We start from the raw sequence: 22404 nt of genomic DNA, 5'->3' as shown, positions 1-22404 counted from the left end.
TCAGGCGATCCGCTGCGGGACGAGCATCACGTAGGCCTGCGTGAGGGCGACGTTCACCACCGACAGCAGGATGAAGCTCAGGACGACGGCCTGGTTGACCGCGTCGGCGACACCCTTCGGGCCGCCCTTCGCGTTCAGGCCCTTGTGGGCGGCGACGATCGTCGCGATGAACCCGAAGATCGCCGCCTTCATCTCCGCGAGCAGCAGGTCGGTCACCTGGGAGAACGAGATGAACGAGTTCAGGTAGGTGCCCGAGCTGACGTTGCCGCCGCCGACGTTGAGGAAGTAGCCCGTCGCGATCGCGGTCACCGCCACGATGACGTTGAGCAGGAGGGCGACGACGATCGCGGCGAAGAGGCGGGGGGCGACCAACCGGTTGACCGGGTTGATGCCCATGACGCGCAGCGCGTCCACCTCCTCGCGCACCGTGCGCGCGCCGATGTCGGAGCAGAGCGCCGACCCGACCGCGCCCGCGATCATCAGCGAGGTCACCAGCGGCGCGCCCTGGCGCAGCACGCCGATGCCGTTGACCGCTCCGGAGAACGAGATCGCACCGATCTGGTTGGCGATGCCGCCGATCTGCACGGAGACGATCACGCCGAACGGGATCGCGACCAGGATCGTGGGCAGCAGCGACACCTTGGTCATGAACCACGCCTGGAAGAGCGCCTCCTGCCAGGAGAACTTGCGCTTCACGATGTCGACGAAGATCGCCCTCGTCGCCTCGACGGCGAGGATGATCATCGCCCCGGTCGTGGTGATGCCGGTCTGCGCGCGACCCTTCAGGTCGCTGACCAGCGCGACCCCGGGCACGCTGCGGGTGGAAGCGGACACTGCGTGCTCCTCAGCTCGGTCGGGGGATGTCGAGGGCGGTGCTGAGCAGCAGCGCCGTGGCTCGGTCGCCGCGCACGGCCAGGCGTCCGCGGAGGACGGCCGTGACGGGGTGGAGGTGGCCGGTCGCGAGCCGCAGGTCCTCCCCCGTGCAGGTGAGCGTGACGTCGCGCCGAGTCGCGGGCGGGGCGTCCGGCCCCGTGAGCCGCGTCACCCTAACGCGTCCGTCGGCCATCGCGACGACGAACCGGTCGGTGACGTCCGGCGCGTCGCCCCCGGACGGACCGGTGACGCGCAGCACCGCCGTGCCCCGCAGCCGTGCCGCCGACCCGGGTCGCACGTGCTCGGGCAGCCGCCGGGCCACCTCGCCGAGCACCACGTCGCGGAACGGGCCGCGGATCACGGAGCGCAGGTGGGCGGTCGAGACGCCGCGCAGGGCCTGGGCCACGGCCCGCGGCTCGAGCGCCCCCGGGTCGACCAGCGCGACGGCGGTCGCCGGGCAGCGCAGCACGCGTCCTGCGTCCAGCACCGTGGCCGCGTCGCCCTCGACCGCCAACCGGTCGGCCAGCAGCTCGAGGGCCGCGGACCGCTGTCCGGTGAGGAGCCGCGCGAAGGTCAGGGGCGTGCACCGGACCACGACCGAGCGCACGTCCGCGCGCAGGGACCGGGTGCCGTCGTACGGCGCGACGCCGTCCGCGTCGAGGAGGAGCCGGACCCGGTCGACGACCTGGCCCTGCCGGTGGAGCGCGAAGGTCACGAGCACGTCGGCGACGGCGGACCGGCCGCGAGCACCCTCGACGAGGAGGTCGGTGAGCCGGCCCAGGAGCGCGGGGCCTTCAGGACCGCTCACCCAGGCCGCGAGCGCGGCGTCGTGGGTCGCGGCCACCTCGGCCAGGACGTCGTCGGCGTGCTGGACGAGCCGGTCCGCGGGCGGCGGTGCGGTCACCGTCATCCGCCCACCCGCCGTCGCCACGACGGGCTGCTGATGCATCCCGTCGTGCTCCGGGCGCGACGCGTCCACATGCATAGGCTCCGTTCCACTCCCTCAAGCGGTCACAGGGGGTAACGCGGGGTTCACCCCGGGGTTACGCGGATCACAGGGTGGAGGGTCCCGCGGCCGTTCGCAAGTCCTCCGGACCGATCTCCCTGCCAGTGGCGCCTGCCAGTGGCAGTGCATCATCGTCGCTGGCCAGGGCGCTGTCCACCCTCATCGCCGCGACCCGGGGAGGTGACGGCGCGGGGCCATCCGCGCACCCCGTCGAGGTCGACCGAGGCCGGCACGGGCGAGCAGCTCGACGACCCGCCCGCGGTGCGGCCGGAAGGGCTCGAGGAGCTCGGCCAGGCCGGCGTCGTCCACCGGCGTGCCGGTCAGCGCCCAGCCGACGTCCTTGGCGACGTGGTAGTCACCGAAGCTCACGGCGTCGGGGTCCCCCCACGCCCGGCGCAGGGTCTCCGCGGCGGTCCACACCCCGACGCCCGGCACCGAGCGGAGCAACGGCTCCGCCTCGCGGGGCGGGCGGGAGACGGTCCGCTCCAGGCCCGCGGCCACCCGGGCCACCTGGACCGCGGTGCGCGAGCGGGCGTGGTCCACGGGCAGCTGGAGCCACTCCCACGACGGGATCCGGGCGAGGGTCGCCGCCGACGGCGCGACCTGGAGACGAGGAGCGGTCGGGAGGTCCGGGCCCGGCGCGGGCTCACCGTGGCGCCGCAGCAACCGGCCCCACGCCCCGAACGCCTCCTGACCGGTGACCTTCTGCTCGAAGACGGCGGGCACGAGCGCGTCGAGCACGAGCCCGCTGCGGGAGAACCGCCACGACGGGTTCCGTCGCCACACGTCCGCGACGAGCGGGTGCCGGGGCTCGAAGCCCGCGACGTCGTCGTCCGCGCCGAGGAGGCCGGGAGCCGCGTCGAGCAGCCAGTCGGCCCCCTCGCCCCACGACTCCAGCTCGACCTCCCCCGCGGCCAGCGCGCGGACACGGAGCGTGCCCAGGCCCTGCGGCGTGCGGAAGGCGCGCCAGTGGGCCCCGTCGGGAGTCACGGCGTACGAGGGGTCGCGACCCCCGTGCCGCTGCTGCACGAGCACGCCGCCGACCGGGCACGGCCAGTCCGGCCGCCAGCGACGCGTCCGATGCTCCACGACCGCCACCTCCCGCTCCCGACTCGTGCCGTGTCCTGCCGACGTCCACCCTGACGGTCCTGCGACTCGTGTGCAACGGACGTGCAACTGCACGTTGCACTACGCTTCCCCCATGAGCGAGCCCAGGGACACCGCCGCGCCCGCGGGCGCCGCGCCGCGCGACGGACGTCGCTCGGCCGCGGCCTCCCGCCGGCGGCAGCGGGAGCGGGAGATCCTCGACGCCACGCGGCGCCTCTTCGACGAGCGGGGCGTCCGCGACGCCCAGATCGAGGACATCGCGCGCGCCGTCGGCATCAACCGCGCGATCGTCTACCGGCACTTCACGGGCAAGGAGGAGCTCTTCGCCCTCACGCTCGTCGGCTACCTCGACGAGCTGCGCGACGCCCTCGCCGCGGGTGCCGCGTCGCGGGAGGCGTCCGCCGAGCGGCTCGAGGCAGTCGTCTCAGCGTTCGTGGACTACGGCATGACCCACCCGGCGTTCGTCGACTGCGCCCAGACGCTCATGCGCCGCACGGGCACCGAGCTGCTCGACGAGATCAGTGAGAGCGCGCTGCTGCGGCTGGGCCGCGGCATCTCGGGGTGCCTCGCCGTGCTCAGCGCCGTGCTCGAGGACGGCGTCCGTGCGGGCGACTTCGCGGTGGAGGACCCGATCCTGCTGTCCAACACGCTCTACGCCAGCGGCCTGGGCGCGCTACAGCTCGCGCGGGTCGGCATCCTCGTCAAGGAGGCCGCGCCGGGCATCCCGGTCGTCTCCTCGATCACCACCGAGCAGGTCCGCAGCCACATGGTGACCTCGGCCCTCGCCCTGGCGGCCACGGCTTCCTGAGCGCTCGCGCGCGCCGTACGACCCCGTGGTGCTGCGGGGTGCAGCACCACGGGGCCGTGCGGGTCAGGTCAGGGGCGCTCGAGGATCGCGGTCACGCCCTGGCCACCGGCCGCACACACGGAGATGACGGCCTTGCCCGAGCCCTTCTCGGCCAGCAGCTTCGCCGCGTTGGCGACGATCCGTCCGCCCGTGGCGGCGAACGGGTGCCCGGCGCCGAGCGAGGACCCCTTCACGTTGAGCTTCGCGCGGTCGATCGCCCCGAGCGGTGCGTCGAGGCCGAGGCGCTCCTTGCAGAAGACCGGGTCCTCCCACGCCGCCAGGGTGGAGAGCACCTGGGAGGCGAACGCCTCGTGGATCTCGTAGAAGTCGAAGTCCTGCAGCGTGTGGCCCTCGCGCTTCAGCATCCGGGGCATCGCGTAGGCGGGCGCCATCAGCAGGCCCTCGCCGCCGTGCACGTAGTCCACGGCCGCCGTCTCGTAGGCCGTGAGGTAGGCCAGCACGGGGAGGCCGTGCGCCTCGGCCCACTCCTCGGAGGCCAGGAGCACCACCGACGCGCCGTCGGTGAGCGGCGTCGAGTTGCCCGCCGTCATCGTCGCCGCCTCGCCCTTGCCGAACACCGGCTTGAGCTTGGCGAGCTTCTCGGCCGTCGAGTCGGGGCGGAGGTTCGTGTCGCGCTCGACGCCGCGGAACGGCGAGACGAGGTCGTCCTGCCACCCCTCGTCGTACGACGCGCCCAGGTGCTGGTGGGACGCCGCCGCCAGCTCGTCCTGCGCCTCGCGGGAGACCTGCCACTCGATGGCGGTCAGCGCCTGGTGCTCCCCCATCGACAGCCCGGTGCGGGGCTCGCCGTTCTGCGGGATGGTGGGGATGATGTCGCCCGGACGGATCTTGGCGAACGCGGCGAGGCGGCCCTTGAGGTCCTTCGCGCGGTTGGCCTCGAGGAGGATCTTGCGCAGGTTCTCGCCGAGGGCGATCGGGGCGTCGGACGTCGTGTCCGACCCACCGGCGATGCCGACGTCGATCTGGCCGAGCGCGATCTTGTTCGCGACGTAGATGACGGCCTGGAGACCGGTGCCGCACGCCTGCTGCAGGTCCGTCGCGGGCGTCGTGGGCGCGAGCTTGGACCCGAGCACCGACTCGCGCGCCAGGTTGAAGTCGCGTGAGTGCTTGAGCACGGCGCCCGCCACGACCTCGCCGACCTGCTCGCCGACGAGGCCGAAGCGCTCGGCGAGACCGTCGAGCGCGGCGGTCAGCATCTCCTGGTTGGAGGCATCGGAGTAGACGGTGTTCGACCGGGCGAACGGGATGCGGTTGCCGCCGATGACGGCGACACGGCGGGTCTGTGCCTGCATGTCGGTGTGCTCCTGATCGTTGGGAAATCGGTGCCTATCCTGGCGATGCCCCAGCCGCGACGGAACCGGCTGAGGGCCACGTCACGAAAAGTGGACACGGAGTTACACTACCCGTTACTTACTGATGAGTAGTGTGGTGCTCGCACCATCATCCACCGTCGCCCGATCCTGCGCACCTGGAGGACGTCCCACCATGACCGATCGCTACCAGAGCTTCGTCGCGAGCCCCGTCGGCAAGATCCTCGTCAAGAACCTCGGCCTGCCCAGCCCGGTGGCGCTCGACCGGTACGTCGAGGGTGCGCCCCTCGTCGACGGCACCGTGCTCGTCGGCGGACGCGGCCGGCTCGTCGAGCACCTGCCCGAGACCCTCGACGCCCTCGGGATCACGTCGGCGTCCCTCGCGGAGGAGGGCGCGTCGTACAAGGGCCTGCTCTTCGACGCCACCGGCCTCACCACCCCCGAGGACCTGCGCGCCCTGCGCGACTTCTTCACCCCCGTGCTGCGGAGCCTCAAGGCGTCGGGCCGCATCGTCGTGCTCGGCACGACGCCCGCGGACACCACGTCGACCGACGAGCGGATCGCGCAGCGCGCCCTCGAGGGCTTCACCCGCTCGCTCGGCAAGGAGGTCGGCCGCGGCAGCACCGTGCAGCTGGTCTACGTCGCGCCCGGTGCCGAGAACGCCGTCGACTCGACGCTGGCGTTCCTCCTCTCCCCCAAGTCGGCGTACGTCTCCGGCCAGGTGGTGCGGATCGGCGCCACCGGCACGACCGAGGCCGAGCCGGTGGCCGACCTGGCCAAGCCCCTCGCGGGCAAGGTCGCCCTCGTCACCGGCGCCAGCCGCGGCATCGGCGAGCAGATCGCCCGCGTGCTGCACCGCGACGGCGCGACCGTCGTCGGTGTCGACGTGCCGCAGGCCGCCTCCGACCTCGTCGCGCTGGTCAAGGAGCTCGACGGCGACCACATCGCCCTCGACATCACGGCGAAGGACGCGCCGCAGCGGATCGCGCAGCACGTGCTGGCCAAGCACGGCGGCGTCGACATCGTGGTGCACAACGCCGGCATCACCCGCGACAAGAAGCTGGCCAACATGAAGGAGGACCGCTGGGACTCCGTCATCGCGGTCAACGTCGCGGCCCCCGAGCGCATCACCGCCGAGCTGCTCGAGCAGAAGGCCATCCGCCCCAACGGTCGCGTGATCGGGGTGGCCTCCATCGCGGGCATCGCGGGCAACGTGGGCCAGACGAACTACGCGGCCTCGAAGGCCGGCGTCATCGGGCTCGTCGAGGCCCTGGCCCCCGAGCTGACCGACGGCATCACCATCAACGCCGTGGCGCCGGGCTTCATCATCACGCAGATGACGGCGGCCGTGCCGTTCGCGACGCGCGAGGTGGGCCAGCGGCTCAACGCGATGGCGCAGGGCGGTCTGCCCGTCGACGTCGCGGAGACGATCTCCTGGTTCGCCTCCCCCGGGTCCACCGCGGTCAACGGCAACGTCGTGCGGGTGTGCGGCCAGATGATGCTGGGGGCCTGAGGCGATGGCCGCCGCAGCGACCCCGACCGCCAAGACGCTGACGTCGACCGGCGGTGGGCTGACCGTGCTCGCGCGGGCCGCGCTCCCCGCCGTGCCCGTCCTCAACCAGCTCCCCGGCGTCCGGAAGACGGGCGGCGACCCGGAGGGGCTGGCCTACGAGCGGCCGCCCGTGCGGATCGAGCGGGACGCGGTGCGGGCGTACGCCGAGGTGTGCGGCTTCCCCGTCAAGGACACGGTGCCGCTCCCCTACCCGCACATGCTCGCGTTCCCGCTGCACATGGCCATCATGAGCGACCCCGGCTTCCCCTACCCGGCGATCGGCACCGTGCACCTGGAGAACTCGATCTCCTCGCACCGGCCCGTCGGGATCGGTGAGGAGGTGGCGGTCCGCACCGAGGTGGGCTCGCCCCGCCCGCACCCGAAGGGCACCCTCCTCGACTTCCGCACGAGTGCGCGCGTCGGCGGCGAGCTGGTCTGGGAGAGCACGTCCGTCTACCTCCGTCGCGGTCGCGGGGACCGCGACGCCCCCTTCGGCACGCCCTTCGAGGAGGTGGCCCCGACCGGCACGCGCTGGCGGCTGGCCTCCGACCTCGGGCGGCGGTACGCCGCGGTCTCGGGCGACCACAACCCCATCCACCTCTACCCGTGGACGGCCAAGGCGCTCGGCTTCCCCCGGCAGATCGCCCACGGCATGTGGACCAAGGCGCGCTGCATCGCGCAGCTGGAGAACCGCCTCCCGGACGCCGTGCGGGTCGACGTCTCCTTCCGCAAGCCCGTCCTCCTGCCGGGGACGGTGGCCTTCGGGTCGCGCGCGGAGCAGGACGGCTGGGCCTTCTCGCTCACGAACCCCCGCAACGGCGCCGTGCACCTGCTGGGGCGCACGCACGCGCTCTGACGCCGCCTCGGATCAGGAAAACGCGGACCGGAGTCCACGAGGGGTCCGCGTTTTCCTGCATCTGGCCGGGCCCGGTCCTCGTTTTCCTTCCCCGCCTCGGCCGCTCCGGCCGGGTCGACCGGGTCGACCGGGCCGGCCGCCTCAGATGGCGTTCGGGTTGGGGCCCTCGACCCGGCGGATGAGGCCCTCCTGGGCGACGCTGGCCACCCGTCCGCCGTCCTCGGTGTAGATCCCGGCCGTCGCGAACCCGCGGGCTCCGCCGGCGGCCGGTGACTCCTGGTCGTAGAGCCACCAGCGGTCCGCGCGGAACTCCCGGTGGAACCAGACCGTGTGGTCGAGCGACGCCGGCTGGAGGCCCGCCGAGTTGAGGGTGAGGCCGTGCGGCACGAGCGTCGCACCCAGCAGCGTCAGGTCGCTGGCGTAGACGAACGCCGCCTGCTGCAGCGCCGGGTCGTCGGGGAAGTCGCCCTCGATGCGCACCCAGATCTGCGCGCGCGCCGGGTTCGCCTCGTCGACGGGGAGCCCCATGCCGGAGACGCCCACGTACCGCACGTCGAGCGCCGACCACTCGCGCTCCCACACGCTGACGTCCGCGTTGCGCTGGCCGCGGATGATGTCGACCAGCCGCATGCCGTCCTCGGGCGCCGGCACCGTCGGCATCCGCGTCTGGTGCTCGAAGCCTTCCTCCGCGACCTGGAAGCTGATCGTGACGTAGAAGATGTCGCGCCCGTGCTGGCGCGCCACGACGCGTCGCGTCGAGAACGAGCGCCCGTCGCGGAGGCGCTCCACGTCGTACACGATCGGGACCCGCGAGTCGCCGGGCCGCAGGAAGTAGGCGTGGAGCGAGTGGGCGGAGCGGTCGGCGTCGACGGTGCGGGCGGCGGCGAGGAACGCCTGCGCGGCGACCTGGCCGCCGAAGACGCGCTGGCGCACCGTGTCGGGCTGCCGCCCGCGGTAGAGGTTGACGTCGATCGTCTCGATGTCGAGCAGGTCGAGCAGCTCGGCAGCGGTCTGGGGCATGGCGGGGGCCTCTCGGTTCTCTGGAGGGGTCCGGGCTCAGGCCCGGTCGTCGGGACCGTCGGGGCCGTCGAGCCCCGCGAGGAACTGCTCGAACTGGCGCCCGATCTCCTCGCCCGACGGCAGCGGCGCGTCCTCGGCGAGCAGGTTGGACCCGGCGGCCTCGGCGCGGTGGAACGTGTCGTACTGGCGCTCGAGGCCCTCGACCACGTGGCGGACCTCGTCGTGCTCCACGAGGTACTCCGCGACGTCCGCGTCGGTGCGCTCCGCCGCCGCGCGCAGGTCGGCGAGGTCCACCTCGAGCGACGCGACGCGGGTGACGTGCTCGAGCAGGCTGATCGCCGCCCGCGGGTAGCTCATCTGCGCCAGGTAGTGGGGCACGTGGACGACCGCGCCCTGCATCAGGTGGCCCCACTCGCCGAGCCGGATCTCGAGCAGCGCCTGCGCGCTGGACGGCACCCGCAGCTCCCCCTGCCACGCCGAGCTGCCCAGCACGACCGACGGGTCGTTCGCGTGCTCGGTCAGGGCGACGGGCCGCGTGTGCGGCACCGCCATGGGCACCGCCGCCATCGCCACGACCCGCGTGACGCCGAAGCGCTCGACGACGGTGCGCACGCCCCGGGCGAACGCCTCCCAGCGGATGTCCGGCTCGGGGCCGGTGAGCAGGAGGTACGGCGTGCCGGCGACGTCGGTCTGCCGCCGTACGACGAGGCGCGGCGCCGCGTAGTCCGCGTAGTGGTCGCGCACGAAGGACACCGGGGGACGCCGCGCGCGGTAGTCGTAGAGCTCGTCCACGTCGAACGTCGCCACGACCGGCCCGCGGTCGGCGAGCAGGTGCTCGACGGCCAGGTCGGCCGCGCGGCCCGCGTCGAGGAATCCCTCGAGGGCGAGCAGCAGGACGGGCGCCTCCAGGGGCTCCACGTCGTCGACCACGTGCACCAGGCGGTCGGCTCGCTCCTGCTCCACTCGTTCCTCCTCAGCCGGTCCTGCGCCGGCGGTCACCGGCGCAGGGCACAACCGTAGTGGGCCCCGCCGTTGTTCCCCGAGGAGGTCAGCGACCCGGGACGGCCTTCTCGCCCGCCTCCTCGCGCGCGAGGTTGCTGCGGCGAGCACCGTAGGCGAAGTAGACGACGACACCGATGAGCATCCAGACGCCGAAGCGCACCCACGTCTCGCCGGTGAGGTTGAGCATCAGGTAGCCGCACAGCAGCACCGAGAGCGTCGCGACGAGCGTCACCGCGGGGGCGCGGAACGCGCGCGGCAGGTCGGGACGGGTGCGGCGCAGCACGACGACCCCGATGCTCACCAGCACGAAGGCGAACAGGGTGCCGATGCTCACGAGGTGGCCGAGCGTCGCGAACGGGACGAAGCCGCTCATGATCGCGACGCCGACGCCCGCGATGACGGTGATGACGTACGGCGTGCCGTAGGTCGGGTGCACCTTGCTCAGCACGGGCGGCAGCAGGCCGTCGCGCGCCATCGCGAACGCCACCCGGGTCTGGCCCATCATCAGGATCATCACGACGACCGTCAGGCCGATGCAGGCGCCTATCGCGATGACGTCACCGATCCAGTCCTGGCCGACCGCGTTGAACGCCGTCGCCAGCGGGGCCGCGTCGGTCGGGTCGATGTCGTCGTAGCTCTGCATGCCGGTGACGATCAGGCTCACCGCGATGTAGAGCCCCGTGACGATGGCGAGCGAGCTCAGGATGCCGATCGGCACGTTGCGCTGCGGGTTCTTGGTCTCCTCGGCGGTCGTCGCGACGACGTCGAAGCCGATGAACGCGAAGAACACGATCGAGGCACCCGCCACGACGCCCGCCACGCCGTACACCGCCGGCTCGAGGCCGAAGATCGACGAGATGAGGGTCGAGGACCAGAAGTCGCCGCCGCCCTCGCTCGCCGGGGGCTTCGACTCGGGGATGAACGGCGTGTAGTTGGACAGCTTCACGTAGCCGATGCCCATGACGATGACGATGGCGACGACCGCCAGCTTGATGGCGACGACCACCTGGTTGATGCGGCTCGAGAGCTTGACGCCGCCGATGAGCACCAGCATGACGAGCAGCGAGATCACGATGGCCGGCAGGTTGACGACGCCCGTCTCGACGGACGCGATCTGGTCGGGGATCGCGAACGGCGTGCCCGCGAGCACCGACTGCAGGTAGCCGGAGAACCCGACCGACAGCGCTGCGGCACCCACGGTGAACTCGAGCGCGAGGTCCCAGCCGATGATCCAGGCGACGAGCTCGCCGAACGTCGCGTAGCTGAACGTGTACGCACTGCCGGCCACCGGCACCGTCGAGGCGAACTCGGCGTAGCAGAGCGCCGCCAGCGCGCAGGCGAGGCCGGCGATGGCGAACGAGATCGCGATGGCGGGCCCGGCGTTGCTGGCCGCGACCTGGCCGGTGTAGACGAAGATGCCCGCACCGATGATCACGCCGACGCCGAAGACCGTGAGGTCGAGCGCGGTCAGGTTCTTCTTGAGCCGGTGCTCCGGCTCCTCGGTGTCGGCGATCGACCGTTCGACGGACTTGGTGCGCAGGACGTTCACAGGAGGGACCGTACGACGCGGGTGGTGACGCAGGGCACGACGCGCCGTACGGGACGGCCCGCGGCGGGCGGGCCTCAGCCGAACACGGAGACGATGCGGCGGCCGGCCGCCCCCGCCAGCTCGCTCCCGTCGACGCCGAGCACCCGCCGGAGCACGGCGTCACGGTCCTCGTCGGGCGAGGCCGCGTAGGACGCCAGCAGCGACCACAGCCGGTCCTCGCCCCAGGTGCGCACGACGTGCTCGCACGCCCACCACGCGAGCCCGTAGCTGGCGCCCGAGCGGGCCCCGCCGAAGTCGGCGTCGCCCGGCAGCTCGGCCACCCCGGCCACCCCGGCCTCCGCGGCGTCGATCGCCGCGCGCGAGATCGCGCGCTCGCCCATCGCCATGCCGCGCACGGAGACGAGCTCGGCGACGCCCTCCGACAGCCAGGTGGGCACGCGGTCGTCGCGGTCGCCGAGCGCCACGTGGGTGAGCTCGTGGCGCAGCAGCCGTCCCCGCGACGGGGAGCCCGCGTCGGTGGTCAGGAGCCGCGGGTGCAGCACCACCCGCACGGCCGCGACCGTGCGGTCCTCGGGGGCCGCCGCCACCGTGAAGGCGACCCCGTCGAGCTGCTCCGGGTCGTCCACGGGCATGCCCTCGACGGCGCGCAGCACGTCGGTCGCCGACAGGGCGTAGACCATCGCCCGCGCGCTCCACGGCAACGGCACCTCGGACGCGACGTCGTCGATCGCCTGCTCGACGTCGTCCGCCAGTGCGTCGGCACGCGCGTCGGCGGCGTCCGCCACCACCAGCGCGCCGCCGCGCACCACGACCCGGACGGGCGCCAGGTCCCACGGGGCAGAGGCCTCGGTGTCGGCGACGACGCGGTACGCCGTCGTCGCAGCGCCCCCGCCCGCCACCGTCGTCAGCCGGAAGCGGTACTCGGCGGCCGTCGTCACGGGCACCACGTCCCAGCCCGCCACCTGGAGCACGCGTCGCACCTCGGCCACCACCTCGTCGCCCTCGGTGCGCGCCGACCCGTCGACGAGCTCGAAGCGGGCGACGGCACGGGGCAGCTGCACGAGGTTGTCGAAGACCCAGCCCTGGCGCTCGCGGTACGCCGCGTCCTCCCCCACGGTGGCCAGCCAGGCGTCGCGGTCGTCGCCGCCCAGCGCGCGGGAGCGCTCGCCGAGCAGCTCGGCGAGCGCAGGCTCGGCGACCCGGGCCGGGTCGGCCGGGGACCGCGGTGGATCGTCCGCGCCACCGCCCGGCACACCGCAGGTCGCCAGGAGGATGCCGAGCACGAGCACACCGAGGAGCACCGCGCTCCACGGCGTGCGGGAGGGGTGCTCGTCAGCCGGTGCGGTCGACATCGAGGAGGCGGCTGTGGTCAGCCAGTGCCGTCATCTCCTCGACGCACGCCCGGGCGAGCGTCTGGGCGTCCAGGCCCACCTGCTCCAGGATCGCGGCCCGCTTCGCGTGGGCCAGGAACTCCTGGGGGATGCCGTGCACCCGCACCGGGGTCGTCACCCGCGCGTCGTTGAGCGCGCTCAGCAGCGAGGCGCCGCAGCCGCCCTGGCGGCCGTTGTCCTCGACGCTCACCACGAGACGGTGGTCGCGGGCGAGGTCGATGAGCGCCGGCGCGACCGGGATGACCCAGCGCGGGTCGACCACCGTGACGCCGATGCCCTGCGCCTCGAGCCGGGCGGCCACGTCCATCGCCGTGGTCGCCATCGCACCGACGGCGACGAGCAGCACGTCCTGGCTCGCGCTGCGGTGGAGCACGTCGACGCCGTCGACATGCTCCACCGCCGGGATGTCGGCCGGCGGCGGTCCCTTCGGGTAGCGCACGACCGTGGGGGCGTCGTCGACGTCGACGGCCTCGGCGAGGAGCTCGGCGAGCCGGGTGGCGTCGCGCGGCGCCGCCAGGCGCAGCCCCGGGACCAGCTGGAGCATCGACATGTCCCACATGCCGTTGTGGCTCGCGCCGTCGTCGCCGGTCACGCCGGAGCGGTCGAGCACGAACGTGACACCGCAGCGGTGGAGCGCGACGTCCATCAGCACCTGGTCGAAGGCGCGGTTGAGGAAGGTCGCGTAGACGGCCACCACGGGGTGCATGCCCGCGAGCGCCAGCCCGGCCGCGGACGTCGCCGCGTGCTGCTCCGCGATGCCGACGTCGAAGGTGCGGTCGGGGAAGCGCTCGGCGAAGGCCTGCAGGCCGACGGGGTGGAGCATCGCCGCCGTGATGCCGACCAGGTCGGGGCGCTGCTCGCCGAGACGCACGACCTCCTCGGAGAAGACGTCCGTCCACCCGCGGCCCTTCGGCTTCTCGACGCCGGTGCCGACGTCGAACGGCCCGGGCGCGTGGAACTGGTCGGCCTCGTGGCGCAGCGCCGCGTCGTACCCCTGCCCCTTGTTCGTCAGGGCGTGCACGATGACCGGGCCGTCGAAGCGCTTGGCCTGCGCGAGCGCGTGCTCCAGCGCCTCGAGGTCGTGGCCGTCGACCGGGCCCACGTACTTCAGCCCGAGGTCCTCGAACAGGCCCTGCGGGGCGATCGCGTCCTTGAGGCCCTTCTTGATGGCGTGGAGCGCGTCGTACGCCGCGGGCCCGACCCCGGGGACCGCGGTCAGCCGACGCTTGACGAGGTCGAGCACGTTCTCGTAGCGCGGGCTGGTGCGCAGCGCCGTCAGGGCCGTGGCCAGGCCGCCGATCGTCGGGGTGTAGGACCGCCCGTTGTCGTTGACCACGATGACCAGCCGGCTGTTCGGCGCGATCGCGATGTTGTTGAGGGCCTCCCAGGCCATGCCGCCGGTCAGCGCGCCGTCCCCGATGACCGCGACGACGTGCCGGTCGGCGCCCTGGAGCGCGTACGCCTTCGCCAGGCCGTCGGCGTAGCTCAGGGCCGTCGACGCGTGCGAGTTCTCGACGATGTCGTGGGGCGACTCCGCGGCGCTGGGGTAGCCCGACAGGCCCCCCTCCTGGCGGAGGGAGTCGAACGCCGCGGCGCGCCCCGTGAGGAGCTTGTGCACGTAGGTCTGGTGCCCGGTGTCGAACACGACCCGGTCGCGGGGGGAGGCGAACGTGCGGTGGATGGCCAGGGTGAGCTCGACGACGCCGAGGTTGGGGCCGAGGTGGCCGCCGGTGCGCGCGCAGGTCGCGACCAGCACGTCGCGGATCTCGGCGGCCAGCTCCGTCAGCTCGGCCGACGAGAGGTCACGCAGGTGCTCCGGTGCCGTGATCGACTCCAGGTGTCCCATGCGTGCGGTCCTCTCGTTGCGTGGTGCCCCGTGCGGCCGGGGACCGGTCCGACCGGCCCCGAGGCGTCCCGCCACTCTAGCCGCGGTCTGGTCGGAGCCGCGCCACCGCGGCTTCGTGCAGGCTGCCGAGCCAGACCGTGCCCTCGTGCTCCCGCACCCCGGTCACCATGTGGAAGGCCCGCCGGTCCGCGGGACCGTCCAGGTCGATGTCGTGCACCACCCGACCGTCGGCGTCGACCGCACGCACGTGCACCACGCGCCGGGGTGCCGGCTGCAGGGGCGCGGGCAGGGAGGTGGCCGCGCGCCGTACCCACAGCGGAGCCCGCTGCACCCGCTCGACCACGGGGTCGCGGGGGCTGGCGAGCGCGAGCCACACCAAGCCGTCGGTCCCGCGCGCGATGTTGTCGGGGTAGCCCGGCAGGTCCGTGGCGAGGAGGTCGCGCTGCCCCGCCCACGGTCCGGTCAGCCAGAGCCGCACCACGGTGCGGGCGGCGGTCTCGGCGACCGCGACCCAGCTCTCGTCCGCCGCCAGGGCGACCCCGTTCGCGAAGGCGAGGCCGTCGAGGAGGACCGTCACCGTGCCGTCGGGGTCCCGGCGCAGGAGCCGGCCCGTGCGGGTCAGGCGCACGAAGTCGTGCTTCCACTCCGCGATCCCGTGCCGGGTCGAGGAGTCCGAGAAGTAGACCGTGCCGTCGCCGGCGACGGCCGCGTTGTTGCAGAAGCGCATCGGGACGCCGTCGACCGCGGTCACGAGCGTCTCCACGGCCCCGGACGACGGGTCGAGGGCGAGCAGACCCCGGTGGGCGTCGCAGACGAGGAGCCGCCCGTCGGGCAGCTCCTCCAGCCCGAGGGGGCGCCCGCCCGTGTGCCCGACGCGGGTCACCCGGCGCCCGTCGTGGGAGACCCGCAGCACCGCACCGTCGTCGGTGCCCGTGAAGACCGCGCCCTCGTGGGGGCCTGCACTGGCGACCAGCACGTCCTCGGCGCCGTTGCCGGGGACCTGGACGACCTCGAGGGAGGTCGACGTCCGGGTCACCGGTCGTTCCCGGCGTCGGCCCCGGCGTCGTTCCCGGCGTCGGCCAGCCGCTCCTCGACCCGCCGCACCTTGCCGTCGAGCTCGCCCTCGTGGCCGGGACGGATGTCCGCCTTGAGCACGAGGGAGACCCGGGTCCCGTGGGCCTGCACCGCCTCGGTGGCGCGCTTGACGACGTCCATCACCGTGTCCCAGTCGGGGCCCTCGATGGTCGTGAACATCGCGTCGGTGCGGTGCGGCAGCCCGGAGGCACGCACGACGCGGACCGCGTCGGCGACCGCGTCGGCGACGGAGGCGTCGTCCCGGCCGGTGCCGCTGGGGGCGACGGAGAAGGCGACGAGCATCAGGCGGCCCGTCCTGCCGTGCGGAGGGCGGAGATCCAGGTGGTCATGTCGTCCAGCATCCCCCGCGGCAAAGTGACCCGCGAGTAGGGTGAGGCCCATGTCACGACCCGTGCTCGCGGCGATGGCCCGGCGGCTCGACCTCCCGGTCGAGCGGCTCGCGCTCCTCGAGGCCTACGACGACGCCGACCTGACCGTGCTCGACGACGCCATCAGCCTGGCGATCCGCGCCGAGGACCGCGCGGTGGCCGACGGGCTCGAGCAGGCGGTCCGGTTCGTCCCCCGACCGCTCCGGGGTCGGGCGCGCGCGCTCGTGTTCGGGAGCGGCCGTGGCTGAGACGGCGGTTCCCGGCGCACCCCGGGGCGCCAACGCCGCCACCCGGCTCGCCGCCCGCATCGAGCTCACCAAGCTGGCGCACGAGCTCGACCTCGGGCTGGACGAGGTCGCCTTCCTCGCCGACGCCGACCCCGACGAGCTCCGCCGGTTCCGCACCGACGTCGCCGAGCAGCTCTTCGCACGCCACGCCGACCGGTTCGCGCGCATCGCCCACCTGAGCTCTCTCGTGCCGGTCGCCATCGCGGCCCGCGCGGCGCAGCACGCCGTCGGTCCCCTGGTCAGCGCCCGGATCGCCGGGTCCCTCCCGCCCGCCGAGGCCGTGCGCCTCGCCCAGCGCCTGCCCGCCGAGTTCCTCGCGGAGGTGTGCCTCACCCTCGACCCCGACCGGGTGCGCGGCATCGTGGCCGACCTCGACGTCGCCCTCGTGACGCAGATCGGCCGGCTCCTGCTGGAGCGGGGCGAGCACGTCGTGCTCGGCCGGTTCGTGTCCGTGGTGCCCACGGAGTCGGCGCTCGCCGTCGTCGACGGCGCCGACCCCGGCGACCTGCTGCGCGCGGCACTCTTCGCGGACGACCGCACGGTGCTGCCGGCACTCGTGGACGGTCTCGGGGACGACGTGCTCGTCGCCGTCGTCGAGCACGCCCACGCCACGGACGCGCACCTGGACGCCCTCACCCTGGTGACCTCGTTGGACCCCGCGGAGCGCGTCCGCGTGGTCGCCCTCGTCGCTGGCCTCCCGCCCGACCGCGCCGCGGGCTTCCTCGCCGCGGTGGCGGAGATCGACGCCTGGCGCGAGCTCCTCCCCGCGCTCGCGCACCTCGACGACCGCGCGCTCGCGGCGCTCGTCAACGTGCCCGCCACGGCGGACCCGGCCGTGCTCGACGCCGTGCTCCACACCGCTCACGCCCTCGACCTCGCCGCTCCCCTGCGACGGGTGCTCCACGCCCTCGACGACGAGCACCTCGCGGCGCTCCGCGGTGCACCGGGCCTGGCGGACCCCGCCGTCCGCGCCTGGCTGGAGCAGCACGACGACGGCACCGACCGCCTGGCCGACCTGCTGCAGGGGCCGTGAACGTGCCCCCGCCCCTGGAGCGCATCGCCGATCGCCTCGGTCTCGGGCCGGACGACCTCGCCTACCTCCGTCGGTTCGACGACGCCCACCTGGAGGCGCTCGACACCGCGGTCGCGATGGCCCAGCACCGCGAGGACCACGAGGTACGACGGAGCATGCGCGACGCCGTACGCCTCGTCCCCGCCCCGCTCCGCCGGCGGGTCGCGGCCACGCTGTTCCCGCGGGACGAGCCCGTCGCCGAGGCACCCCGCGGGACACCCGAGACGAGCCCCGCCGAGGCGTCCCCGTGAGCGCCGGGCGGTCGGTGGTCGAGGTCGCCAAGCTCAAGCACGCGCTGCAGGTGCCGGCGGCGGCCACCGACCTGGACTTCCTGGCCGACCTCGCGCCAGCGGACGTCAGCCACCTGCGCCGCAGCATCGACGCCGCCCGCCACGCCCGCCAGGCCGGGCGCTTCGCGCGTCTCGCCGGCATCACGCGGTTCCTGCCCGTCGCGGTGGCGGCGAAGGCAGCCGAGGCCGCTCTCGGTCCCCTCGTGTCGGCCCGCACCGCGTCGGTGATGGAGCCCGAGGAGGCCTCCCGGCTGGCCGAGCGGATCTCGCCGGAGTTCCTCGCGGAGCTGACCGGCCACCTAGAGCCGACGCGGGCGACCGCGATCGTCGCGGGCCTGCCCCCCCAGCTGCTGATCGAGGTCGGCCGCCGCATGCTCGCCAACGGCGACCACCTCACCCTCGGTGGCTTCGTGGGCGTCATGCCCGCCGACGCCAGCGTCGAGGTGGTCCGGGACGCGTCGGGCCTGGCGATCCTCGAGATCGGCGTCCACGCCGAGGACCCCGCGGCACTCGACGAGGTGCTGTCGGGGCTGCCCGACGAGGCCCTCGAACGGGTGCTCACCGCCGCCGGCGAGCACGAACGGGCCGACGAGGCCGTGCTGCTCATGGGACTGCTGGGGCTCGAGGCCCGGGCCCGGCTGTTCGAGCTGCTGCCGCGGCTCGACCGGCTGCACCAGCGCCGGCTCGTGCGCGCCGTCGTGCGGCAGGCGGCGTGGGAGCACGTGCTGCCGGTGCTCTCGCGGATCAGTGCCGATGCGCTCCACCACCTGGTGCGCCTCCCCGAGATCGCGGATCCCGACCTGCTGGCGGGCCTCGTGCACGACGATGGGTGAGTGAGCGCCCCCCTCCCCCTCGGCACCGGCACCGGCACCGACACCGACCCGCCCAGGCGCAGCCGGGCTCGTGACCTCGGCATCGACGCGGCGCGCGGCCTGGCCCTGGTCTCGATGTTCGTCGCGCACTTCGCCCCGGCGCCGGGGCCCGGCGGCATCCTCGACCTGAGCGAGTACCTGACCGCCCCCCTGTTCGCGTTCCTCATCGGGTGGGGAGCCGAGCTGGGCCGCGGCCGCCACGGCGAGGTCGTCGCGGTGCTCGTGCGTGCCGCGGCCCTCGTCGGGATCGGCCTGCTCCTCGAGCGCACCGACGCGCAGATCGTGGTCGTTCTCGTCTGGCTCGGGGCGCTGACGCTGCTCTGCCTCGTGCTCGTGCGACTGCCCAGCCTGGCCCTGCTCGGCATCGCGGTCGCGCTCTACGTGCTGGAGCCGCGGCTGCTGACGAGCACCTCGACCGCGCTCCGGGACTGGCGCTTCGAACGCCTGATGGCCGGCGGGACGGCCGACGGCCTCTACCCACGGCTCCTCGAGCTCACCGCCGCCGGGCCCTACTACCGGCTCACCTCGATGCTCGTGGTCGCCTGCCTCGGCATCGTGCTCGCCCGGTACGCCGGCCGGCTCGTGACCGTCGCCAGCCTCGCGGGCTGCGGCCTCGTCGCCGCCGGGATGATCGGGGCGCAGCGCGCCGGGACGCTCGACATGGCGCCGTACACGGGGACCCCGGCGGTGCTGACGTTCGAGGTCGTGCTCGTGGTGGCCGTCGTGCAGGCGGTGCGGCTCGCGGCGACGTACGTCCCCGCCGGGGCACGCCCCCTGGCCGACGCGGGCCGGGTGACGCTGACCGCCTACACGGTGCAGATCCTCGTCGCGCACCAGTGGGTGCAGGACCGCGAGCCGGGCTTCCGCGACGACTCCTGGGCGCTCATGGCCGCGATGGTCGTGGGCTCGCTCGCCCTCGGGTGGCTGTGGCCGCGGATCGTGCGGTGGGAGCCGTGGGCCCGCGGACCCGTCGAGGGCCTCGAGCGCGGCCTGGCGCGGGGCATCACCGCCGGCATCGACCGCGTGCGGCGGTAGTCCCCCGGGTACGCCGACGGCCCGCCCCCCGCGGTGCGGGAGACGGGCCGACGGCGTGTGGCCGGTGGCGCTGCCGGGGTCAGCCCTTCAGCAGGCTCCGGAGCACGAACTGCATGATGCCGCCGTTGCGGTAGTAGCTCGCCTCGCCCGGGGTGTCGATGCGCACGACGGCGTCGAACTCGACGTCGCCCGCCTTCACCTTGACCGTCTTCGGCGTGCGGCCCTCGTTGAGCTCCGTGATGCCGGTGATGGAGAAGGTCTCCTCGCCGGTCAGGCCGAGGCTCTCGGCGTTCTCGCCCTCGGGGAACTGCAGCGGGATGACGCCCATGCCGATGAGGTTGGACCGGTGGATGCGCTCGTAGCTCTCGGCGATGACCGCCTTGACGCCGAGGAGCGAGGTGCCCTTGGCCGCCCAGTCGCGGGACGAGCCCGAGCCGTACTCCTTGCCCGCCAGCACGACCAGCGGGATGCCGGCCTCCTGGTAGTTGACCGACGCGTCGTACACCGACGTGACGGGGGCGTCGGCCTGGGTGAAGTCGCGGGTGACGCCCCCCTCGGTGCCGGGCGCGATCTGGTTGCGCAGGCGGATGTTGGCGAAGGTGCCGCGGATCATGACCTCGTGGTTGCCGCGGCGCGAGCCGTAGGAGTTGAAGTCGCGCTGCTGCACGCCGTGCTCGGTCAGGTAGAGACCCGCGGGCGAGTCCTTCTTGATCGAGCCGGCCGGGCTGATGTGGTCGGTCGTGACCGAGTCGCCCAGCTTGAGCAGCACCCGGGCGCCGTCGATGTCGGTCACCGGGGTCGGCTCGTCGGGCATGCCGTCGAAGTAGGGCGCCTTGCGCACGTACGTCGACGACTCGTCCCACGTGAAGATGTCGCCCTCGGGGGTGGGCAGCGCGCGCCAGCGCTCGTCGCCCTTGAAGACGTCCGCGTAGGAGTCGGCGAACATCTCCGAGTTGATCGCGCCGCGGATCGTGTCCTCGACCTCGGCCGGGGAGGGCCAGATGTCCTTGAGGTAGACCGGGTTGCCGTCGGTGTCGTCGCCGAGCGAGTCGTTGAACAGGTCGACGTCCATGGAGCCGGCCAGCGCGTAGGCGACGACCAGCGGCGGGGACGCCAGGTAGTTCATCTTGATGTCGGGGCTGATGCGGCCCTCGAAGTTGCGGTTGCCGGAGAGGACCGAGACGACGGCGAGGTCGTTCTCGTTCACCGCGGCGGAGACCTCGGGGATGAGCGGGCCCGAGTTGCCGATGCAGGTCACGCAGCCGTAGCCGACGAGGTTGAAGCCCAGCTTGTCGAGGTACGGCGTGAGGCCGGCCTTGTCGTAGTAGTCGCTGACGACCTGCGAGCCCGGGGCCAGCGTCGTCTTGACCCACGGCTTGCGGGACAGGCCCTTCTCGACGGCCTTCTTCGCCAGCAGCGCCGCGCCGATCATCACCGACGGGTTCGACGTGTTGGTGCAGGAGGTGATCGACGCGATGGTGACCGCACCGTGGTCGAGCGTGAACTCGGTGCCGTCCTCCAGCGTGACCTCGACCGGCTTGCTGGGGCGACCGCCGTCCGCGGGCGCGGCCGACAGGTAGTCACGCGGCGGGGCGGCCTCGCCGTGCCCGTTGGACGTGGCGGGGTCGGACGCGGGGAACGTCTCGGCGACGGCCTCGTCGTACCCCTCCTCCTCGCCGTCCTCGTCGACGTACGACGCGAGCGCGCCACGGAACGACTCCTTGGCGACCGAGACCTCGACGCGGTCCTGCGGACGCTTCGGGCCGGCCAGCGAGGGGACGACGGTGGCGAGGTCGAGCTCGAGCTTCTCCGAGTAGCGCGGCTCGGCGTCGGGGTCGAGCCAGAGGCCCTGCTCCTTGGCGTACTTCTCCACGAGCGCGACCTGCTCGGCCGGGCGGCCGGTGAGCTCGAGGTACTTCGTCGTCTCGCCGTCAATCGGGAAGACCGCGATGGTCGAGCCGAACTCGGGGCTCATGTTGCCGATCGTGGCGCGGTTGGCCAGCGGCAGCGCCGCGACACCCGGGCCGTAGAACTCGACGAACTTGCCGACCACGCCGTGCTTGCGCACCATCTCGGTGATCGTCAGCACCAGGTCGGTGGCGGTGGAGCCCTCGGGCAGCTCGCCCGACAGCTTGAAGCCGACGACGCGCGGGATGAGCATGGAGACCGGCTGGCCGAGCATGGCCGCCTCGGCCTCGATGCCGCCGACGCCCCAGCCGACGACGCCGATGCCGTTGACCATCGTGGTGTGGGAGTCGGTGCCGACGCAGGTGTCGGGGTAGGCCAGCAGCTCGCCGTCGACCTCGCGGGTGAAGACCGTGCGCGCCAGGTGCTCGATGTTGACCTGGTGGACGATGCCGGTGCCCGGGGGGACGACCTTGAAGTCGTCGAACGCGCCCTGGCCCCAGCGCAGGAACTGGTAGCGCTCGCGGTTGCGCTCGTACTCGATCTCGACGTTGCGCTCGAAGGCCTCGGGCGTGCCGAAGACGTCGGCCATCACGGAGTGGTCGATGACCATCTCGGCGGGCGCGAGCGGGTTGATCTTGGAGGCGTCGCCACCGAGCTCCGCCATGGCCTCGCGCATCGTGGCGAGGTCGACGATGCAGGGGACGCCGGTGAAGTCCTGCATGAGCACGCGCGCCGGCGTGAACTGGATCTCCTTGTCGGGCTGGGCCGTCTCGTCCCACCCCGCCAGCGCCTTGATGTCGTCGGCGGTGATGTTGGCGCCGTCCTCCGTGCGGAGGAGGTTCTCGAGCAGCACCTTGAGCGAGAAGGGCAGCGAGTCGACGTCGAGCCCCTCGCCCTTCACCGCGTCGAGGCGGAAGATCTCGTAGGACGTGCCGTCCACGTCCAGGGTGCTCTTCGCACCGAAGCTGTTCTGACTTGCCACAGTCCGTCTCCTCGTCCGCTGGTTGGCCGCGCCCCACCCATCTTGCCGCCGCAACCGGAACCGTTCCTAGGAAGGCTCGCCTTACCTGGGTGGGCTCAGGACGTCGGGACCACGG

20 protein-coding genes are annotated in these 22404 nt (G+C 73.4%); 8 read left to right on the top strand and 12 right to left on the bottom strand.

Going from position 1 to position 22404, the window contains the following annotated elements; all coding sequences use genetic code 11:
• From G3T38_RS08390 to G3T38_RS08380, 3 genes are all read right to left on the bottom strand, one after another.
• Positions 1 to 834 (bottom strand): MlaE family ABC transporter permease, encoded by an 834-nt coding sequence (locus tag G3T38_RS08390; RefSeq protein ID WP_338037536.1) that lies wholly within the window; start codon positions 832 to 834, stop codon positions 1 to 3.
• Between the two features lie 10 nt (positions 835 to 844).
• Complete coding sequence (locus G3T38_RS08385; protein WP_163771850.1) at positions 845 to 1822, bottom strand: SCP2 sterol-binding domain-containing protein; 978 nt, start codon at positions 1820 to 1822, stop codon at positions 845 to 847.
• 216 nt (positions 1823 to 2038) lie between these two features.
• A complete protein-coding gene (locus G3T38_RS08380; protein WP_163771849.1) occupies positions 2039 to 2968 on the bottom strand; it encodes a DNA-3-methyladenine glycosylase family protein in 930 nt (309 codons plus the stop codon).
• A gap of 112 nt (positions 2969 to 3080) precedes the next feature.
• Between G3T38_RS08380 and G3T38_RS08375 the strand changes: the two genes are divergently transcribed.
• Positions 3081 to 3794 carry a TetR/AcrR family transcriptional regulator gene (locus G3T38_RS08375; RefSeq protein ID WP_163771848.1) on the top strand — a complete coding sequence of 238 codons (714 nt, stop codon included), beginning with the start codon at positions 3081 to 3083 and terminating at the stop codon, positions 3792 to 3794.
• A 68-nt stretch (positions 3795 to 3862) separates the two neighbouring features.
• On the opposite strand, the gene G3T38_RS08370 is transcribed toward G3T38_RS08375, so the two are convergent.
• Positions 3863 to 5146, bottom strand: coding sequence for an acetyl-CoA C-acetyltransferase (locus G3T38_RS08370; RefSeq protein ID WP_163771847.1), 1284 nt, complete (start codon positions 5144 to 5146; stop codon positions 3863 to 3865).
• A 193-nt stretch (positions 5147 to 5339) separates the two neighbouring features.
• On the opposite strand from G3T38_RS08370, the gene G3T38_RS08365 reads away from it, so the two are divergent.
• Positions 5340 to 6677, top strand: coding sequence for a 3-oxoacyl-ACP reductase (locus tag G3T38_RS08365; protein WP_163771846.1), 1338 nt, complete (start codon positions 5340 to 5342; stop codon positions 6675 to 6677).
• A gap of 4 nt (positions 6678 to 6681) precedes the next feature.
• Positions 6682 to 7572: a MaoC/PaaZ C-terminal domain-containing protein gene (locus tag G3T38_RS08360; protein ID WP_163771845.1), complete on the top strand. Its 891-nt coding sequence runs from the start codon at positions 6682 to 6684 to the stop codon at positions 7570 to 7572.
• 141 nt (positions 7573 to 7713) lie between these two features.
• Here the strand turns inward: G3T38_RS08360 and G3T38_RS08355 are convergent, their stop codons facing one another.
• The 7 genes from G3T38_RS08355 to G3T38_RS08325 form a co-directional block, all read right to left on the bottom strand.
• Positions 7714 to 8592 (bottom strand): acyl-CoA thioesterase, encoded by an 879-nt coding sequence (locus G3T38_RS08355; RefSeq protein ID WP_163771844.1) that lies wholly within the window; start codon positions 8590 to 8592, stop codon positions 7714 to 7716.
• Between the two features lie 36 nt (positions 8593 to 8628).
• A complete protein-coding gene (locus G3T38_RS08350) occupies positions 8629 to 9555 on the bottom strand; it encodes a PAC2 family protein (protein WP_163771843.1) in 927 nt (308 codons plus the stop codon).
• A gap of 85 nt (positions 9556 to 9640) precedes the next feature.
• A complete protein-coding gene (locus G3T38_RS08345) occupies positions 9641 to 11143 on the bottom strand; it encodes an amino acid permease (RefSeq protein ID WP_163771842.1) in 1503 nt (500 codons plus the stop codon).
• Between the two features lie 74 nt (positions 11144 to 11217).
• Positions 11218 to 12495 carry a hypothetical protein gene (locus G3T38_RS08340; protein ID WP_163771841.1) on the bottom strand — a complete coding sequence of 426 codons (1278 nt, stop codon included), beginning with the start codon at positions 12493 to 12495 and terminating at the stop codon, positions 11218 to 11220.
• The gene (dxs, locus tag G3T38_RS08335) at positions 12476 to 14380 is read right to left on the bottom strand and encodes a 1-deoxy-D-xylulose-5-phosphate synthase (RefSeq protein WP_163771840.1); all 1905 of its coding nucleotides are present in this window, start codon (positions 14378 to 14380) and stop codon (positions 12476 to 12478) included. Before dxs ends, G3T38_RS08340 begins: the two co-directional genes overlap by 20 nt.
• Positions 14381 to 14456: 76 nt before the next feature.
• Positions 14457 to 15416 carry an SMP-30/gluconolactonase/LRE family protein gene (locus tag G3T38_RS08330; RefSeq protein WP_163771839.1) on the bottom strand — a complete coding sequence of 320 codons (960 nt, stop codon included), beginning with the start codon at positions 15414 to 15416 and terminating at the stop codon, positions 14457 to 14459.
• Entirely contained in the window at positions 15413 to 15757 is a 345-nt protein-coding gene (locus G3T38_RS08325) for a thiamine-binding protein (protein ID WP_163771838.1), read from the bottom strand. Before G3T38_RS08325 ends, G3T38_RS08330 begins: the two co-directional genes overlap by 4 nt.
• Positions 15758 to 15854: 97 nt before the next feature.
• Between G3T38_RS08325 and G3T38_RS08320 the strand changes: the two genes are divergently transcribed.
• The 5 genes from G3T38_RS08320 to G3T38_RS08300 are packed head-to-tail and all read left to right on the top strand — an operon-like array spanning position 15855 to position 19399.
• Entirely contained in the window at positions 15855 to 16091 is a 237-nt protein-coding gene (locus G3T38_RS08320; protein WP_163771837.1) for a hypothetical protein, read from the top strand.
• The gene (locus G3T38_RS08315; protein WP_163771836.1) at positions 16084 to 17163 is read left to right on the top strand and encodes a hypothetical protein; all 1080 of its coding nucleotides are present in this window, start codon (positions 16084 to 16086) and stop codon (positions 17161 to 17163) included. The genes G3T38_RS08320 and G3T38_RS08315 overlap by 8 nt, the downstream gene beginning before the upstream one ends.
• A 2-nt stretch (positions 17164 to 17165) precedes the next feature.
• Positions 17166 to 17453, top strand: a complete 288-nt coding sequence (locus G3T38_RS08310; protein WP_163771835.1) for a hypothetical protein — start codon at positions 17166 to 17168, stop codon at positions 17451 to 17453.
• Positions 17450 to 18325: a hypothetical protein gene (locus G3T38_RS08305; RefSeq protein ID WP_163771834.1), complete on the top strand. Its 876-nt coding sequence runs from the start codon at positions 17450 to 17452 to the stop codon at positions 18323 to 18325. Before G3T38_RS08310 ends, G3T38_RS08305 begins: the two co-directional genes overlap by 4 nt.
• Positions 18326 to 19399 carry a heparan-alpha-glucosaminide N-acetyltransferase domain-containing protein gene (locus G3T38_RS08300; protein ID WP_163771833.1) on the top strand — a complete coding sequence of 358 codons (1074 nt, stop codon included), beginning with the start codon at positions 18326 to 18328 and terminating at the stop codon, positions 19397 to 19399. It abuts the gene before it with no gap.
• A gap of 79 nt (positions 19400 to 19478) precedes the next feature.
• On the opposite strand, the gene G3T38_RS08295 is transcribed toward G3T38_RS08300, so the two are convergent.
• Entirely contained in the window at positions 19479 to 22289 is a 2811-nt protein-coding gene (locus G3T38_RS08295; protein WP_163771832.1) for an aconitate hydratase AcnA, read from the bottom strand.
• Positions 22290 to 22404 lie beyond the last annotated feature (115 nt).

The sequence above is a fragment of the Nocardioides zeae genome, from assembly GCF_010686755.1.
In the GTDB taxonomy this organism is placed as follows: Bacteria; Actinomycetota; Actinomycetes; order Propionibacteriales; family Nocardioidaceae; genus Nocardioides; species Nocardioides zeae.
Note: the sequence above shows the minus strand (reverse complement) of the source record. Positions and strands in the feature narration are given on the sequence as shown.